18 protein-coding genes are annotated in these 14,812 nt (G+C 68.3%); 9 read left to right on the top strand and 9 right to left on the bottom strand.

All coding sequences use genetic code 11. The features are described from left to right. Window positions 1-27: 27 nt before the first annotated feature. The 5 genes from pstA to ACJH5R_RS08415 form a co-directional block, all read right to left on the bottom strand. The gene (pstA, locus tag ACJH5R_RS08435) at window positions 28-942 is read right to left on the bottom strand and encodes a phosphate ABC transporter permease PstA (protein ID WP_406760017.1); all 915 of its coding nucleotides are present in this window, start codon (window positions 940-942) and stop codon (window positions 28-30) included. Then, on the bottom strand, window positions 939-1,919 hold the full coding sequence (gene pstC, locus ACJH5R_RS08430) for a phosphate ABC transporter permease subunit PstC (protein WP_406760018.1): 981 nt from the start codon (window positions 1,917-1,919) through the stop codon (window positions 939-941). The genes pstA and pstC overlap by 4 nt, the downstream gene beginning before the upstream one ends. A 49-nt stretch (window positions 1,920-1,968) precedes the next feature. Further along, complete coding sequence (gene pstS, locus ACJH5R_RS08425) at window positions 1,969-3,087, bottom strand: phosphate ABC transporter substrate-binding protein PstS (RefSeq protein ID WP_406760019.1); 1,119 nt, start codon at window positions 3,085-3,087, stop codon at window positions 1,969-1,971. A 111-nt stretch (window positions 3,088-3,198) separates the two neighbouring features. Next, window positions 3,199-4,107, bottom strand: coding sequence for a mycothiol synthase (gene mshD / locus ACJH5R_RS08420; protein WP_406760020.1), 909 nt, complete (start codon window positions 4,105-4,107; stop codon window positions 3,199-3,201). Then, window positions 4,104-4,874 carry a winged-helix domain-containing protein gene (locus tag ACJH5R_RS08415; protein WP_406760021.1) on the bottom strand — a complete coding sequence of 257 codons (771 nt, stop codon included), beginning with the start codon at window positions 4,872-4,874 and terminating at the stop codon, window positions 4,104-4,106. Before ACJH5R_RS08415 ends, mshD begins: the two co-directional genes overlap by 4 nt. Before the next feature lie 61 nt (window positions 4,875-4,935). Here ACJH5R_RS08415 and lmeA point away from each other — a divergent pair, with 61 nt between their 5' ends. The 7 genes from lmeA (at window position 4,936) to ACJH5R_RS08380 (ending at window position 8,837) form a co-directional block, all read left to right on the top strand. Continuing rightward, complete coding sequence (gene lmeA, locus ACJH5R_RS08410; protein ID WP_406760022.1) at window positions 4,936-5,727, top strand: mannan chain length control protein LmeA; 792 nt, start codon at window positions 4,936-4,938, stop codon at window positions 5,725-5,727. After that, window positions 5,724-6,149 carry a thioredoxin family protein gene (locus ACJH5R_RS08405; protein WP_406760023.1) on the top strand — a complete coding sequence of 142 codons (426 nt, stop codon included), beginning with the start codon at window positions 5,724-5,726 and terminating at the stop codon, window positions 6,147-6,149. The genes lmeA and ACJH5R_RS08405 overlap by 4 nt, the downstream gene beginning before the upstream one ends. Window positions 6,150-6,178: 29 nt before the next feature. Continuing rightward, window positions 6,179-6,268 carry an Ms5788A family Cys-rich leader peptide gene (locus ACJH5R_RS08400; protein ID WP_369797625.1) on the top strand — a complete coding sequence of 30 codons (90 nt, stop codon included), beginning with the start codon at window positions 6,179-6,181 and terminating at the stop codon, window positions 6,266-6,268. 87 nt (window positions 6,269-6,355) lie between these two features. After that, window positions 6,356-6,805: a DUF4395 domain-containing protein gene (locus ACJH5R_RS08395; protein ID WP_406760024.1), complete on the top strand. Its 450-nt coding sequence runs from the start codon at window positions 6,356-6,358 to the stop codon at window positions 6,803-6,805. Window positions 6,806-6,846: 41 nt separating this feature from the next. Next, window positions 6,847-7,680, top strand: a complete 834-nt coding sequence (locus ACJH5R_RS08390) for a sulfurtransferase (protein ID WP_406760025.1) — start codon at window positions 6,847-6,849, stop codon at window positions 7,678-7,680. 1 nt (window position 7,681) lies between these two features. Further along, window positions 7,682-7,984, top strand: a complete 303-nt coding sequence (locus ACJH5R_RS08385; protein ID WP_406760026.1) for a DUF1416 domain-containing protein — start codon at window positions 7,682-7,684, stop codon at window positions 7,982-7,984. A gap of 175 nt (window positions 7,985-8,159) precedes the next feature. Further along, window positions 8,160-8,837 carry an FABP family protein gene (locus ACJH5R_RS08380; protein ID WP_406760027.1) on the top strand — a complete coding sequence of 226 codons (678 nt, stop codon included), beginning with the start codon at window positions 8,160-8,162 and terminating at the stop codon, window positions 8,835-8,837. Window positions 8,838-8,933: 96 nt separating this feature from the next. Here ACJH5R_RS08380 and ACJH5R_RS08375 read toward each other — a convergent pair whose 3' ends face one another. Then, entirely contained in the window at window positions 8,934-9,803 is an 870-nt protein-coding gene (locus ACJH5R_RS08375) for an aminodeoxychorismate lyase (protein WP_406781748.1), read from the bottom strand. A 35-nt stretch (window positions 9,804-9,838) separates the two neighbouring features. Between ACJH5R_RS08375 and ACJH5R_RS08370 the strand changes: the two genes are divergently transcribed. Together ACJH5R_RS08370 and ACJH5R_RS08365 are read left to right on the top strand one after the other, a co-directional pair. Continuing rightward, window positions 9,839-10,918 carry a YgfZ/GcvT domain-containing protein gene (locus ACJH5R_RS08370; RefSeq protein ID WP_406781747.1) on the top strand — a complete coding sequence of 360 codons (1,080 nt, stop codon included), beginning with the start codon at window positions 9,839-9,841 and terminating at the stop codon, window positions 10,916-10,918. Between the two features lie 135 nt (window positions 10,919-11,053). Beyond that, the gene (locus ACJH5R_RS08365) at window positions 11,054-11,221 is read left to right on the top strand and encodes a DUF3073 domain-containing protein (RefSeq protein ID WP_406760030.1); all 168 of its coding nucleotides are present in this window, start codon (window positions 11,054-11,056) and stop codon (window positions 11,219-11,221) included. 61 nt (window positions 11,222-11,282) lie between these two features. On the opposite strand, the gene purM is transcribed toward ACJH5R_RS08365, so the two are convergent. Genes purM through ACJH5R_RS08350 form a run of 3 tightly spaced genes read right to left on the bottom strand, consistent with a single transcriptional unit; the run spans window position 11,283 to window position 14,794 of the window. Then, window positions 11,283-12,368 carry a phosphoribosylformylglycinamidine cyclo-ligase gene (gene purM, locus ACJH5R_RS08360; RefSeq protein WP_406760031.1) on the bottom strand — a complete coding sequence of 362 codons (1,086 nt, stop codon included), beginning with the start codon at window positions 12,366-12,368 and terminating at the stop codon, window positions 11,283-11,285. Window positions 12,369-12,425: 57 nt separating this feature from the next. After that, complete coding sequence (locus tag ACJH5R_RS08355; protein WP_406781746.1) at window positions 12,426-13,655, bottom strand: acyl-CoA dehydrogenase family protein; 1,230 nt, start codon at window positions 13,653-13,655, stop codon at window positions 12,426-12,428. Then, complete coding sequence (locus ACJH5R_RS08350) at window positions 13,652-14,794, bottom strand: acyl-CoA dehydrogenase family protein (RefSeq protein WP_406781745.1); 1,143 nt, start codon at window positions 14,792-14,794, stop codon at window positions 13,652-13,654. The genes ACJH5R_RS08355 and ACJH5R_RS08350 overlap by 4 nt, the downstream gene beginning before the upstream one ends. Between the last annotated feature and the right edge of the window lie 18 nt (window positions 14,795-14,812).

Here is a 14,812-nt window from a genome sequence, read left to right as displayed (position 1 = left end):
CGCTACGCGCTGGTTGTCGAGACTGGTCTAGAACTTCTTGGGGGCGAAGATGCGCGCCCCGAACCTGGCCGCGACATTGAGTATCGCGATCAGCAGGATGAGCGTCAGCGCGGCGCCCCAGAGACGATCCGTGGGAACCGCGCTGGCACCCGCCCCGGCCGACGTCTGGTCATACATCATTCCGGGCAGCGACCCCATGAAGCCGTGGAACATGTCGAAGTTGATGGCCTGGGAATAGCCGACCAGGATCAGCAGCGGTGCGGTCTCGCCCATCACCCGGGCCAGCGCCAACAGAATCCCGGTGACGATGCCGGACAGGGCGGTCGGAATCACGATGCTGGTGATGGTCTTCCACTTCGGTGCGCCCAACGCATAGCTGGCTTCGCGCAGGTCCATCGGAATGATCCGCAGCATCTCCTCAGTCGCTCGCACGATCACCGGCACCATCAGCAGCACCAACGACAGTGACACCGCGAAACCCGAGCGGTGAAATCCCAAGGTGGCCACCCACAGCGCGTAGACGAACAGCGCTGCGACGATCGACGGCACGCCGGTCAGGATGTCGACCATGAAGGTCGCGAGCTTGCCCAGTCGGGTACCGGCCCCGTATTCGACCAGATAGATCGCGACGAAGATCCCGATCGGGATCGAGATGGCCGCGCACAGCAGTCCTTGCAGCAACGTCCCGATGATCGCGTGGTAGGCACCGCCGCCGGCCACGAACGCCGTCATGCCGGCCTGCGAGTGGGTCCACCAGGAACTGGTACTGACCGCACCGAAACCGAAGTCGAAGACCGAGTACATCACCCATACCAGCGGCACCAACGCCAACGCCATCGCGGAGGTGACCAACACCGTCGCAATGGAATTGGCCACCCGGCGGCGCAGGCCTACCCCGGCAAACGTGCGCAGCTTGACGGGCCGGTCCAGCAACGCGGTCATGAATGCACCTTCTGAGTGATCGCGACGCGCGCCAGCGCGTTGACGATAAGCGTCAGCACGAACAGCACCAACCCGGCGGCGATGTAGGCACCCGCCTTGTATTGATCGTTGAATTCCGATGCGGTGGCCGCGATCTTGGTGGCGAAGGTGGAACCGCCGTCGAACAGCGACCAGTTGAACGCCTTCTGGGTGGAGCGCAGGATGATCAGCAATGCCACCGTCTCACCGAGCGCGCGCCCCAAGCCCAGCATGGCGGCGCTGATGTAGCCGGAGCGGCCGAACGGCAGCATCACCATCTTGACCACCTCCCAGCGCGTCGCGCCCAGCGCCAGGGCGGCCTCGACCTGGCCGCGCGGGGTCTGTGCCAGCACCTCGCGGGTGACCGCGGTGATGATCGGCAGGATCATCACCGCCAGCACGATTCCCCCGGTGAAGATGGTGCCGCCGCCCGCCACCGACGCGTTGCCGTCGGCGAACAGGAAGAATCCACCGAGATGCTCGTTGAGCCATAGCGCCGTGCCGCGCAACTGCGGGGCCAGCACATACAGGCCCCACGCTCCGTAGATGATCGACGGCACGGCAGCAAGCAGTTCAACCAGGTAGCCCAGGAGCCCTACGAGCCGCCGGGGCGCGTATTCGGCGAGATAGACCGCGACGCCCAGAGCGACCGGCATGGCCAGCAGCAGGGCGAACACTGAGACGAACACCGTCACCTGCAGCATCTCCGCGATGCCGAAGTGCATGGCGGAGGTGTTGGTGGTGATCCAACTGCCGCCGTAGGTGAAGAAGTTCTCACGGTTGCGCTGCAACGCCGGTATCGCCCGCAACAGGAGGAAGCCCCCGACGGCGCTGATCAAGACGATGATCAGCACCCCGGAGCCTTCTGCGACCAGACGGAACAGCCGATCTTGCAGGCGGCTCCCGGTGGAACGCACCGCCGTCGGGGTCACCGACGGCGTCGACGCAGGCGCGGACACAGACGAGTCGGCGATGCCTGACACCCCCTCATCGCTTGCGGCATGGCGGCTACTGGATCGCGTCGATGGCGGCACTCAAGCGCCGTTTCAACTGGTCCGGCAGCCGAACGTAACCGGCGGACGACAGTTCGTCCTGGCCGCTGGTGGAGGCCGTCTTCAAGAAGGACTTCACGGCCGCCGACGTGTCGGGGTCATAGCCCTTGGAACAGACGATCTCATAGGTCACCAAGACTAGCGGGTAGGCAGCGGCCTGCTTGGTGCCGTAAAGCGACCTGAGGTCCAGCCGCATGTCGTTGCTGTCCTCGGAGACGAATCCGGCCGACTGGATCGCCACACCGGCCGATTCGTCGGTTGCGGCGACCACCCCGGAGCCCGAGTCGATCATCGCCGACCGCAGGTTGGCCTGGTCGGCGAAGCCCTTCTCGACGTAGCCGATGGCACCAGGAGTGCTCTGCACCGCCTGCACGACCCCGGCCGACTTCTGCGCGCCCTCACCGACGCCACCCTGGAATTCGCTGCCTTCGCCCTTGGTCCAGGCCTGCGGCGCCGCGGCGCTGAGGTACTTCTGGAAGTTGTCGGTGGTGCCCGACGAGTCCGACCGGTAGATCGGGGTGATGGCGATGGCCGGCAGCTCCTGGCCCGGGTTGAGGGCCACCAGTGCGGGATCGTTCCAGCTGGTGATGGCTCCGCTGAAGATCCGGGCCAGCACGTCACCGTTGAGGACCAGGTTCTCCGCCCCGTCGAGGTGGTAGGCGATGCTGACCGGGCCGAACACCAGCGGCAGATGCCATGCCGGGTTCTGGCCGCACCGGTCGGCCGCCTCGGCGACCTGCGCTTCGCTCAGCGGCGAGTCCGAACCGGCGAAGTCGACGTGCCCGGCGATGAACTGCTCGCGGCCCGCGCCCGACCCGGTCGGGTTGTAGGACAGGTTCTTGCCCGCGCACTCTTTGCCCCACACCTGGTTGAACACGGCGATCGCGTTCTGCTGAGCGGTCGATCCCTCAGCGGTCAGCGTGCTCTTACCGGCGCACTCAGCGGAGTCGGCTTTACCCGAGGTGGTTCCAGTGCCTGCCGGGCTTGCGTTGTTGTCATCGCTGCCGCAGCCACTGAGCGCCAGACCGGTCATCGCGGCCGCTACCAGCGCAAGACCCGCCTTTGTGCGTTTCATCAGTTCTCGCTTTCTCGCTTCCGGTTCAAATCTCTCCGGGAACGTATGCGGCACTTATGGATGGCAACCACATGCCAGATGAACGGGCGGTGAATAGATTCCGGTGCCGACTCAAAGCTGGTCCGCAGCGGCGTAAGCGGTGTCGACACTGTGCACGTCGAAGCCCAATTGCTGGTAGGTGCGCAATGCCGCGGTGTTGTCCGCCTCGACGTACAGCAGCACAATCGGCTCCACGACATCAGCAAGCCGGTCCGCCAGGTAGACCAGGCCGATCTCGGTCAGTACCCGGCCCAGACCGCGGCCCTGGGCGGCCGGATCGACTCCCACCACGTAGACCTCCCCGGCGCGTTCGGCGCCCGGTTTGCCGGTGTGGATCTTGGTCCAGTGAAACGCCAGCAGCACGGGTCCGTCGAACGCCAGAAACAGACCGGCCGGATCGAACCACGCCTCTGCGCGGCGCTGCGCCAGGTCCTCCGCCGTCCAGCCGCCCTGCTCCGGATGCCAGGAGAACGCGGCGTTGTTGACCCGCAGCAGTTCGGCGTCGTCGTCCGGGCCCGCATAGGTGCGAATCGTCACCCCAGACGGAACCGTCGGCTCGGGCACCCCCCGCAGCGATCGGCGCATCTGCAGCAGCTCGCGCACCGTGGCGAGGCCCAGCGCCTCGGCCGTGGACTGGGCGGCCGGCAGGGTGCCGTGCGCCCAGAACCGGGCACCGCCGTCGGTTCTGGCCAGCGCGGCGCGGGCCATCGCCGCCCCGATGCCACGCCGCCGGGCGCGCGGCGCCACCACCAGCTCCGCCATCGGCGCGGCGTCCTCCGTGCCGGCGGCCAGGTTCAGGTAGCCCAGCACGGTTGCGCCGTCAGCGACGACCAGATGCTGGGTGCGGGTTGCCGAGAGTTCCCGCAGTACCTGCTCCCCCACCGGCGCGACGCCGTCGTGGTCACCGGCGGCAGTGATCAGCTCACGGATCTGGCGCTGCTCGTCATCGGTCAGTGCGGCATGCCACTGCGGGGCGGTCACTGCCTGGTCAGCGGCTCGGGCGCGCCGCCGTCGGCGCCGTCGAGGTCCTCGACCACGTCGTCGTCCGCGTCGTCGTCGGAAGTGGCCGCGGAGTGACCACGCACCGGCCGGACCGCCTTGTAGCCGACGTTGCGGACGGTGCCGATCAGCGACTCGTATTCCGGCCCGAGCTTGGCGCGCAACCGCCGGACGTGCACGTCGACCGTGCGCGTACCGCCGAAGAAGTCGTAGCCCCAGACCTCTTGCAACAACTGCGCCCGGGTGAAGACCCGACCGACGTGTTGGGTGAGGTACTTCAGCAGCTCGAACTCCTTGTAGGTCAGGTCCAGCGGACGGCCCCGCAGCCTTGCGGTGTAGGTGCCCTCGTCGATCACCAGCTCGCCGAGCTTGGTCTGACCCGAGGCCTGCTCGGCGGCCGGTGCACCGTGACGCCCGGTCAGCAGCCGCAATCGGGCATCTGTCTCGGCGGGCCCGGTACCAGGAAGCAGGATCTCGTCGATGCCCCACTCGGCGTTGACCGCCACCAGTCCACCCTCGGTCACGATGGCGACCACCGGGACCGATCCCGCGGTGGCGCTCAGCAGCCGGCACAGTCCGCGGGCCGCGGCCAAATCGGTGCGTGCGTCGACCAGAACCACCTCGGCCGAACCGGCCTCAAGCAGCGCAGAAACCTCTGGCGCCGCCGTCCGCACGGTGTGTGCCAGCAGGGACAGCGACGGCAGCACCGCGTCAGGGTGCAGGTCAGCGGTCAACAGCAGTAGCTCCAATAGAGGCCCTCCAGCGTCCCAGGTGATCTAACGATAGCGTGCGACCTGCCAGAATGACCGAGTGCGCAGGGTGCTTATCGGTATGTCGGCCGCGATCGCGGCCCTGGTTGTGGTGGCTGTCGGCGTCGATTTCGGAGCCAGCGTCTACGCCGAGTACCAATTGTCCCGGTCGGTACGCAAAGCCACAGACCTCCACGCGGACCCGTTCGTGGCGATTCTGGGCTTCCCGTTCCTGCCGCAGGCGCGACGCGACCACTACGACGAGGTCGAGATCAAGGCCTCGGCCGTCGAGCAGCCGATGATCGGCAAGTCGATGCTGGAAGCCACCATGCACTCGGTCGACCTGACCGAGGCCACCTGGCGGTTCCGGCCGGACGCCCCGATCCCGGTAGCCCGGCTGGAGAGCCGGATTATCATCGGTTCTGTGCATTTGGGCCGCTACTTGGGCATCCGCGACCTGATGGTGGAAGCCCCGCCGGCGGAGACCAACGACAACACGGGCGGCACCACCGAGTCCGGAATCTCCAGCAACCACGGGCTGGTATTCACCGGCACGCCAGCGGGTTTCGGCAAGCGGGTGAGCGTTGCCGTGGATCTGTCGATCGCCGGACCGGACCACACCACGTTGGTCATCACCCCGACGGGCGTCCTCACCGGCCCGGACACCGCCGACCAGAGTGTGCCCGAAGAGCAGCGCGCCGCGGTGCTCACCGCGTTCCGCGGCAGCCTGCCCCAGCAGCGGCTGCCGTTCGGGTTGGTACCGACCAGCCAAGGCGCCCGCGGCTCCGATGTGATCATCGAGGGCATCGCCGACGACCTGACCGTCACACTGCCGGAGTTCCGCCCGCGATGAGCATCCTTGCGATCGTTGCCGCCCTGGTGTTCGCCGGCGCGATCGGATGGTGGCTGAACCGACGAGCCGGAGTGTTGCGGGAACTGCCCGACCCGGGCACCGGCGATAACGCCAACGCCGCCTCCGATGCCGCCCTTCTAGGGGTGGAAGTCGGGCGACCGGCGGTGGTGCACTTCTCCGCGCCGTGGTGCGGACCGTGCGCCGGCGTACGCCGTGTGGTCGAAAAGGTCTGCGATGACCTCGGAGGCGTCCCCCATCACGAGATCGACATCGACGCCAACCCCGAAGCCGCGCGCAGGTTCTCGGTGCTGTCACTGCCGACCACGGTGATTTTCGACACCGAAGGGCGCCAGCGCTACCGTGCCGCCGGTGTCCCGACGTCGGCGGACCTGCGTTCTGCGCTGGAGCCTCTGTTGGCTTGACCACCCCTGCGTTGGGTAGGCTGTACGTCGTGTTCGCCCGCCTTGAGCTTGTGCTCACCAAGCGCCGCGCAGTTGACCTGTGCCGCACCGCGGGCTGCTGTTGTTGTCGTTGTCGCTGAGACGCGCGTTTTCGCGTCGCTATCGGAGCGCCCGGGAAGCCGTGGCATGTCTCCACCAGCCACTCGCCACGACAGCCAGGAGCATTCATGCCCAACACCGACACCACACAGGTAGATGTCCGGGGTCCCCGGTTCACCGCCTGGATCACCACCGCCGTACTGGTGGCCGTCCTGCTGATCTCGCAGTTCAGCCCCCTGGGCGCGGCCGCGTTGCTGGCCGCCCAGGCCGTCGTGTTCGCGGTCGGCACGGCGTTGGGCCCCCGCCGCCACCCCTACGGATTGCTGTTCGCCCGACTGGTGGCGCCACGACTCGGGCCGGTCACCGAGCGTGAGCCGGTCGCGCCACTGCGCTTCGCGCAGCTCGTCGGCCTGGTATTCGCCCTGATCGGGGTCGCCGGCCTCGCCTTCGCCCCGGCGGTCGGCCTGATCGCGACGGCGTTTGCGCTGGCCGCCGCCTTCCTCAACGCCGCCTTCGGAATCTGTCTGGGCTGCCAGCTCTACCCGCTCGTCGTGCGCCTGCGGCCGTCCACGGCATAACTCACAGCATTCTCCCCGAAGCAACTGGAAGGATTCCCACCATGGCACGCTCGGACGTCCTGGTCTCCACCGACTGGGCGGAGAGCAATCTCGACGCGCCCAACACCGTGTTCATCGAAGTCGACGAAGACACCAGCGTCTATGACATCAACCACATCCCGGGCGCAATCCGGCTGGACTGGCGCAAGGACCTGCAGGACCCGGTACGCCGCGATGTCATCGACGAGGCCGCGTTTTCCAAGCTGCTCTCCGAGCGCGGCGTCGCCAATGACGACACCGTGATCCTCTACGGCGGCAACAACAACTGGTTCGCCGCCTTCGCCTACTGGTACTTCAAGCTCTACGGACACGAGTCCGTCAAGCTGCTCGACGGCGGCCGCAAGAAGTGGGAGCTCGGCGGGCGTCCGTTGTCGAGTGAAGCCGTCAGCCGGCCCGCCACCTCCTACTCCGCCAAGCCGCTGGACGAATCGCTGCGGGCCCGCCGCGACGAGGTGGTGGCGGCGATCAACACCAAGAACCTCGTCGATGTGCGCTCCCCCGAGGAGTTCTCCGGCAAGATCCTGGCTCCGGCGCACCTTCCTCAGGAGCAGAGCCAGCAGCGCGGCCACGTCCCGAGTGCGATCAACGTGCCGTGGAGCCGTGCCGCCAACGAGGACGGCACCTTCAAGTCCGACGAGGAGCTGGCCAAGCTGTACGCCGACGCCGGCCTGGATGGTCACAAGGAGACCATCGCCTATTGCCGTATCGGTGAGCGCTCGTCGCACACCTGGTTCGTGCTGCGTGAGCTGCTCGGACATAACAACGTGAAGAACTACGACGGTAGTTGGATGGAATACGGCTCCCTGGTGGGCGCCCCGATCGAATTGGGAAGCTGATATGTGCTCTGGACCCAAGCAAGGGCTCGCCCTGCCTGCCAACGTCGACCTGGAGAAGGAGACCGTCATCACCGGTCGCGTGGTGGACAGCTCCGGTGCGTCCGTCGGGGGTGCGTTCGTCCGACTGCTGGACTCCTCGGACGAGTTCACCGCTGAGGTGGTCGCCTCGGCCACCGGTGACTTCCGGTTCTTCGCCGCTCCAGGTGCCTGGAGGGTGCGTGCGCTGTCCGCGGCCGGTAACGGTGACGCCGTGGTGACGCCCTCCGGGGCGGGCATCCACGAGGTCGACATCAAAGTCGCCTGACGACTACCCGATGGCTCGGATGACCAAGTCCCGCTGCACCCGGCTCCGCCGGCCTTGCGAACGCCGCTAGACTTCCTCCCGTGGTGTTGTTCTTCGAGTTGATGCTGGTGGCGGCGACTGGCCTGATCACCTGGTTCGCGCTGTACACGCTGTATCGGCTGATTACCGACGAAATGTGAGTGCCTCCGACGGGGGCACACCGGATGGCGGCGAGCGTCAGGTCGACCGGGGTTCCGGCGACCGCGCGGTAGCCGCCGCCGCGGAACGTGCCAAGGCGACCGCGGCACGCAACATTCCGGTCTTTGACGACCTGCCGTTCACCGATACCGCCAACCTGCGCGAGGGTGCGAACCTGCACGACGCCCTGCTGGCACTGTTGCCGTTGGTCGGGGTGTGGCGTGGTGAAGGCGTGGGTCACGGCGCGCACGGCGACTACCGGTTCGGTCAGCAGATCGTGGTGTCCCACGACGGCGGCGACTACCTGAACTGGGAAGCGCGGTCCTGGCAGCTGTCCGACGACGACGAGTCGCACCAACCGGCCCTGCGCGAAACCGGCTTCTGGCGGTTCGTGGACGATCCGGACGACCCGGACGAAACGCAGGCCATCGAACTGCTGCTGGCGCACTCCACCGGCTACGTGGAGCTGTTCTACGGGCGTCCACACGGGCCGGCCTCCTGGGAGCTGGTCACCGACGCGCTGGCGCGCAGCAAATCGGGGGCGCTGATCGGCGGGGCCAAACGGCTTTACGGGATCGTCGAGGACGGTGACCTGGCCTACGTCGAGGAGCGGGTGAACGCCGACGGCGAGCTGGTGCCGCACCTGTCGGCCCGGTTGTCACGCTTCATCGGCTGACCCCTTGCGTTGACTCTGCACTGAGGGCGCAGGCTTCTCGCACTTTTGCGCCATAGCCGCAGAGTCAATGCTGTCAGTCGGCCCTTCAGTGGGCCTTCAGCGGCCGATTGCGGTGTCGACCAGTCCGGCGAATTCCTCCTCGGACACCCGCGGGTGCAGCACCCGGCCATCGAGGGTATGCACCCGCGCGGCCAGGGTGATGCTGGACACCAGCCAGACATCTTGCGCCGCAGCGAGATCCGCCGGCCGCAACGGGGCGTATTCGCAGTCGTAGCCCGCGCCGCGGGCCACGTCGAACAGCGCCTCGGCGGTGGTGCCGCGCAGGATCGGGTGCGACAGCGGCGGAGTGATGAGCCGTCCGGGTTCCACCAGCACCACCGTGGAGCGGGGACCTTCCAAGACGTAGCCGTCGGAGCTGATGAAGATGACGTCGTCGGCGCCCTGTTTCGCGGCATACCGCAGCGCCGCCATGTTTACCGCGTAGGACAGCGTCTTGGCGCCGGCCAGCAGCCACGGTAGCTCCAGCCCCTGCGCCGACAGACCGCGGTCCAGGGTCACCACCGTCAAGCCCTCACGGCGGGCCGCCGCGATGCGTTCCGGCAGCGGGGTCAGCATCACGTATGCGGTTGGTGCCGAACCGGTTTCTCGGCCCCGGCTGTAGATCATCCGCAGCGCGCCTTCGCCCGCCCCGGCCCACTGCCGCACCGCCCGCTCGACGGCACGGCGCCAGTCACCCAGGTCCGGGGTCGGCAGGTCCATCAGCTCGGCGGAGCGCGCCAGCCGTCGCAGGTGGGCGTCGAGCAGGCAGGGGGCACCGTTGCGCACCAGCAGGGTCTCGAAAACCCCGTCGCCGCGCAGCGCCGCCAGGTCGTCGGCGTGCAGCAGCGGCGTGCCGGCCGCAGCGGGTCCGCCGCCCACGGTGACGATCGTCACGACGCTGTCTTGCACATCGGCCTCCGCTGCCATGGACCGTGAGCGTAGCGGCTCCGTAGAGTTGACACGTGTCCGCCGTCCCCGCACCCGATTCCGGCCCCGACGTGGGCGCCATCTGGCATTACGGCGACCCGTTCGGCGAACAGCGCAGCGCGGAAACCGCAGCGGTGTTGGTGGATCGGTCCCACCGGGCGGTGCTGGCGCTGGGCGGCGCGGAACGCAAGACGTGGCTGCACACCCTGTGCACCCAGCACGTCGCCGATCTTCCCGACGGCGCCAGCACCGAGAATCTGACCTTGGATGCCAAGGGCCACATCCAGAATCACTGGATCCAGACCGAGCTCGCCGAGCGGACCTTCCTCGACACCGAGCCGTGGCGGGGCGAGCCCCTGACCGAGCATCTGCGCAGGATGGTGTTCTGGGCCGACGTGAGCATCGAGCCGGCGGATCTTGCGGTGCTGTCGCTGCTGGGTCCCGGCCGGGATGCCCCGGCTGTCCTCGACGCACTGGGACTGGCCGCTGCGCCCGGGGCTACCGCGGTGCCGCTCGGAGATTCCGAGGGTTTCCTGCGACGAACCCCCGGCCACGACGCGCTGGAATTGCTGGTGCCGCGCGCCGACAAGAGCGAGTGGCAGCGCCGGCTGACCCAGGCCGGGGTGCGCCCCGCCGGGATATGGGCCTACGAAGCCGACCGGGTGGCGGCGCGACGCCCGCGACTGGGTGTGGACACCGACGAGCGCAGCATTCCGCACGAGCTGAACTGGATCGGCGGGCCCGGCGTCGGCGCGGTGCACCTGGACAAGGGGTGCTACAGCGGGCAGGAGACCGTAGCCCGGGTACACAACCTGGGTAAGCCTCCCCGGATGCTGGTGCTGCTGCACCTGGATGGCTCGGTGGACCGGCCCTCGACCGGAGACCCGGTCACCTCGGGCGGGCGCTCGGTGGGCCGGCTGGGCACGGTGGTGGACCACTTCGAGCTGGGTCCGATCGCGCTGGCGCTGCTCAAACGCGGACTCCCGGCCGACACCCCGCTGCTGACCGGCGCCGACTCCGAGGTCAGTGCGGTGATCGACCCGGAATCGATGCCGCCGCCGGATGAGCGGGGCGCAGGCCGGCTCGCCGTCGACCGGCTGCGGGGCCGGCTTTGATAGTGGTCACACCGGCGCAGGGCAGGTCGGCACCTCCGCGATCGGCACGGTAAGCTGTCGGCAGGACAATAAACACATTCAGATCGGAGCCGCCTGCACGTGGGGCCGCTCCGTTATTGCGCGAGGGGGTCCCCCATGGGCCGCGGCCGGGCTAAGGCGAAACAGACCAAGGTTGCTCGGGATCTGAAGTACAGCTCACCGTCGACCGATTTCAATCGGCTTCAGCGTGAGCTGGCCGGGTCTGAGGTCAACGACTCCGAGGGTGACGACTCCTGGAACGGCGACGACGACTGGCGCCGTTGAGCGCCCAGGCGTACCGCCGGTCCTGACCGGACCTGATGGGGCTCGGCAGACCCGATAGGGCCTAGAACCTCGGGTGCTCCCCGACCAGCCTTGCCCCGTCTCCCGGTTCCGCGTTCTTCCCCGGCTTGGCCACTGTGCCGAGCGGCCAGCAGTCGACGTGGCGGGCAGTCAGGATTGCCAGCGCGCGGTCGGTGTCCTCCGGCGCGACGACGGCAACCATGCCGACGCCCAGGTTGAACGTCTTCTCCATCTCCGCGCGACTCACCCGTCCACGCTGGGCGATCATCGCGAACACCGGAGCCGGCGTCCAAGTGCCACGGTCCACCTCGGCGATCAGCCCGTCGGGGATGACGCGGGCCAGGTTGCCGGCCAATCCGCCGCCGGTCACGTGGCAGAAGGTCCGCACCTGAGTCTCGGCAGCCAGCGCCAGGCAGTCCTTGGCGTAGATGCGGGTCGGTTCCAGCAGTTCCTCGCCCAGGGTGCGGCCGAACTCCTCGACATGGCCGGCCAGGTTCATCCGGTCGATGTCCAGCAGCACCGCACGGGCCAGTGAATAGCCGTTGGAATGCAGGCCCGAAGAACCCATGGCGATCAGTACGTCGCCGGGACGGACCCGTTCGGGGCCGAGCACATCGTCGGCCTCCACCACGCCGATACCGGTCGCGGAGATGTCGTAGTGATCGGGCTCCATCAGACCGGGGTGCTCGGCGGTCTCCCCGCCCAGCAGCGCGCAGCCGGCCTGCACACAGCCTTCGGCGATACCGGCGACGATCGCGGCGACGCGTTCCGGGACGGTGCGGCCGACGGCGATGTAGTCCTGCAGGAACAGCGGCTCGGCGCCGCACACCACCAGGTCGTCGACGACCATGGCGACCAGGTCGATGCCGACGGTGTCGTGCTTGTCCAGCGCCTGGGCGATCGCCAGCTTGGTGCCCACGCCGTCGGTGGAGGACGCCAACAGCGGCTCACGGTAGTCGTTGCGCAGGGCGAACAGGCCGGCGAAGCCGCCGAGGCCACCCCGCACCTCCGGCCTGGTGGCCTTGGCGGCCAAAGGTTTGAACAGTTCGACGGCCCGGTCACCGGCGTCGATGTCCACTCCTGCCGATGCGTAGGTAACGCCCTGGGAGCTTGATTCTGCTGAGGTCATCGCGCTAAAGGCTACCGGTCGCCGACCGCGGACGGTATCGCGCTCGACGTTACGGGCTCAGAGCCGGTTGTGGCGCACCTGGTTGAACGGCACACCTCGGTCGGCGGCGTACTCGCGGGGCAGGCCCAGGACCCGTTCTGCGATGACGTTGCGGGCCATCTCGTCGCTGCCACCACCGAGCCCCACGGTCTGCCGTGACAGGTACCGCCGACCTGCTCTGAGCAGGTGCGCCTCGTCATCCACCACTCCCAACGGGCCGGCGACCGCCATCGCGGTGTCGACCTCCAAATAGGTCACGTCGGAATGGAACAGCCGGATGATCGAGGCCGCGGCGGGCGGCAGCTCACCACTGCGCATGCCGCGACCGGCGTAGTCGATGAGCTTGTCGCGCACCATCCGCCGAGCAAGGACCCGGCCGATCTGGTCCTGGGTGAGCGGGTCGTCCGCGGTGCCGGCGTCGTGCGCCAAAGTCAGGAAGTCGCCGGCGGCCATCTCGGTGCGTTCGGGGCCGCGTCCACTGGCGAACTCCGAGCCCTGCCCGACCGCCCGGCGCTCGTGGTAGAGCAGCCGGGACGCGACATCCCAGCCCTTGTTGACCTCACCGACCACCGTGTCGGCCCCGAGCCGCAACCCGTCGAAGAACTCTTCGCAGAACTCGTTGGAGCCGTCGACCTGCTCGATGCGGCGCAGCGTGACGCCGGGTGCGTCGATCGGCACCAGGAACATCGTCAGCCCGTCGTGCTTGGGCACCGTCGAATCGGTGCGGGCCAGCAGCAGCCCGAAGTCGGCGGCGAACGCGCTGGTGCTCCACGTCTTGGCCCCGCCGACCACCCAGTCCTGGCCGTCGCGCTCGGCGCGGGTGATCAGGCCGGCTAGATCGGATCCGCCGCTGGGCTCCGAGAGCAGCTGCACCAACACCTCGTCGCCGCGCAGCGCGGCGCGGATGTGGCGGCGCTTCTGTTCCTCGGTGCCGGTGTCGAGCAGGGTGGCGCAGCAGATGGTGAACGTCGGGACGTTGAGGATCAGCGGCATCTCATAGCCGGCGGATTCGGCGTCGAAGGCCTTCTGGTAGCGCAGGTCCAGGCCGAGCCCGCCGTATTCGCGGGGGAAGCAGATCCCGGCGAAGCCGCCGTCGTACAGCCGTCCCTGCAGTTCGCGGGCGCGTTGCCAGGCCCCGTCGTCGTCGCGCCCGTTGCGCGGGGGGTGCTGCGGGTCCAGGCGCGGCATGTTGGCGGCCAGCCAGTCGCGGGCCGACGCGGCAAACGCTTCGACGGTTGGCTCGGTCATGCGGCGGGCTCCGTGCTGCTGGCGGCCGCGTAGATGGCCTGGTGGTGCTCGGCGGGGGTGCCGAGCAGGTTCCGGTACAGGGTGGCCCGACGTAGATACAGGTGCAGGTCGTGTTCCCAGGTGACCCCGATTCCGCCGTGCAGTTGCACGCACTCCTGAATCAGCCGACCGGCATGTTCGCCCAGATAGGACTTGGCGGCGCCGGCCCACATGGCGGCGCCGGAGTCACGCGCGGCCACCTTGTCCACGGCGCCGGCGGTGATCGCGCGGCAGGCGTGCAGCCACATGGTCATGTCGGCGAGCCGGTGTTTGATCGCCTGGTAGGAGGCCAGCGGCCTGCCGAAGCTGTACCGGTCGCGGGCCCACGTCACCGTCATGGTCATGACGGCGTCCAGGATCCCGGCGGTTTCGGCGCACACCAGCGCGATCGCGACCTGGGTCTGCCGGTCGATGAGCGCACCGGTCTGTGCCGCGGTGCCGACCACCGCGGACGCGTCGACGTCGGTATCGCTGAATTCGATGCGCGCGTACTGCTTCACCAGATCGATCCCGGGCTGCGGCGCCACCCGCACTCCGGCGCTATCGGTGCGGACCAGGAACTGGCGCAGCACGCCGTCGTCGGTGCGCGCGCCGATCAGCACCAGGTCCGCCCGGTCGCCGGCCTCCACCCGATCTTTGACTCCGTTGAGCCGGTAGCCGCCGGGGATGCTGGTCGCGGTCAGGCCCGGGTGCTGGGGACGAAAGCCCCGGCCGGGTTCGTCGCAGGCCCAGGTTGCCACGATCTCCCCCGAGATCAACGCCGCGATGCTCTGCGCGTGAGTGTCCCGGTTGTCGGCGTCGACGAGACCGGCCAGCACCACGCTGACCGGGTTCAGCGGCCCGGCCGCGACGGTGCGCCCGATCTCGGTGGCGATCGCGGCCAGGTCACGCAGGCCGCAGCCCGAGACGCTGCCGCCGCCGAGCTCCTCGGGCACCAGCAGCCCGGCCCAGCCCAGCTCGGCCGCCTGCCGCCACCAGACCGCGTCATAGGACTGACCCCGGGCGTGCAGGTCGCGGTAGTCGCTCAGCGCCGCGGTCTTGTCCAGGAATGCGCGCGCAGTGGCGACGAACAGCTCGCTCTCCGTTGACAAGTCGGTCATGTCATCTCCTCCGATAAC

This window comes from Mycobacterium sp. SMC-19 (genome assembly GCF_045310815.1).
Taxonomy (GTDB): domain Bacteria; phylum Actinomycetota; class Actinomycetes; order Mycobacteriales; family Mycobacteriaceae; genus Mycobacterium.
Note: the sequence above shows the minus strand (reverse complement) of the source record. Positions and strands in the feature narration are given on the sequence as shown.

Excerpts from the sequence above, each read along its gene's own strand:
- ACJH5R_RS08390 (WP_406760025.1), top strand. The coding sequence starts at position 6,847 with ATGGCACGCTCGGACGTCCTGGTCTCCACCGACTGGGCGGAGAGCAAT.
- ACJH5R_RS08350 (WP_406781745.1), bottom strand. The coding sequence starts at position 14,794 with ATGACCGACTTGTCAACGGAGAGCGAGCTGTTCGTCGCCACTGCGCGC.
- ACJH5R_RS08375 (WP_406781748.1), bottom strand. The coding sequence starts at position 9,803 with ATGGCAGCGGAGGCCGATGTGCAAGACAGCGTCGTGACGATCGTCACC.
- purM (WP_406760031.1), bottom strand. The coding sequence starts at position 12,368 with ATGACCTCAGCAGAATCAAGCTCCCAGGGCGTTACCTACGCATCGGCA.
- pstS (WP_406760019.1), bottom strand. The coding sequence starts at position 3,087 with ATGAAACGCACAAAGGCGGGTCTTGCGCTGGTAGCGGCCGCGATGACC.
- pstA (WP_406760017.1), bottom strand. The coding sequence starts at position 942 with ATGACCGCGTTGCTGGACCGGCCCGTCAAGCTGCGCACGTTTGCCGGG.
- ACJH5R_RS08365 (WP_406760030.1), top strand. The coding sequence starts at position 11,054 with ATGGGCCGCGGCCGGGCTAAGGCGAAACAGACCAAGGTTGCTCGGGAT.
- ACJH5R_RS08385 (WP_406760026.1), top strand. The coding sequence starts at position 7,682 with ATGTGCTCTGGACCCAAGCAAGGGCTCGCCCTGCCTGCCAACGTCGAC.
- ACJH5R_RS08395 (WP_406760024.1), top strand. The coding sequence starts at position 6,356 with ATGCCCAACACCGACACCACACAGGTAGATGTCCGGGGTCCCCGGTTC.
- ACJH5R_RS08355 (WP_406781746.1), bottom strand. The coding sequence starts at position 13,655 with ATGACCGAGCCAACCGTCGAAGCGTTTGCCGCGTCGGCCCGCGACTGG.
- ACJH5R_RS08405 (WP_406760023.1), top strand. The coding sequence starts at position 5,724 with ATGAGCATCCTTGCGATCGTTGCCGCCCTGGTGTTCGCCGGCGCGATC.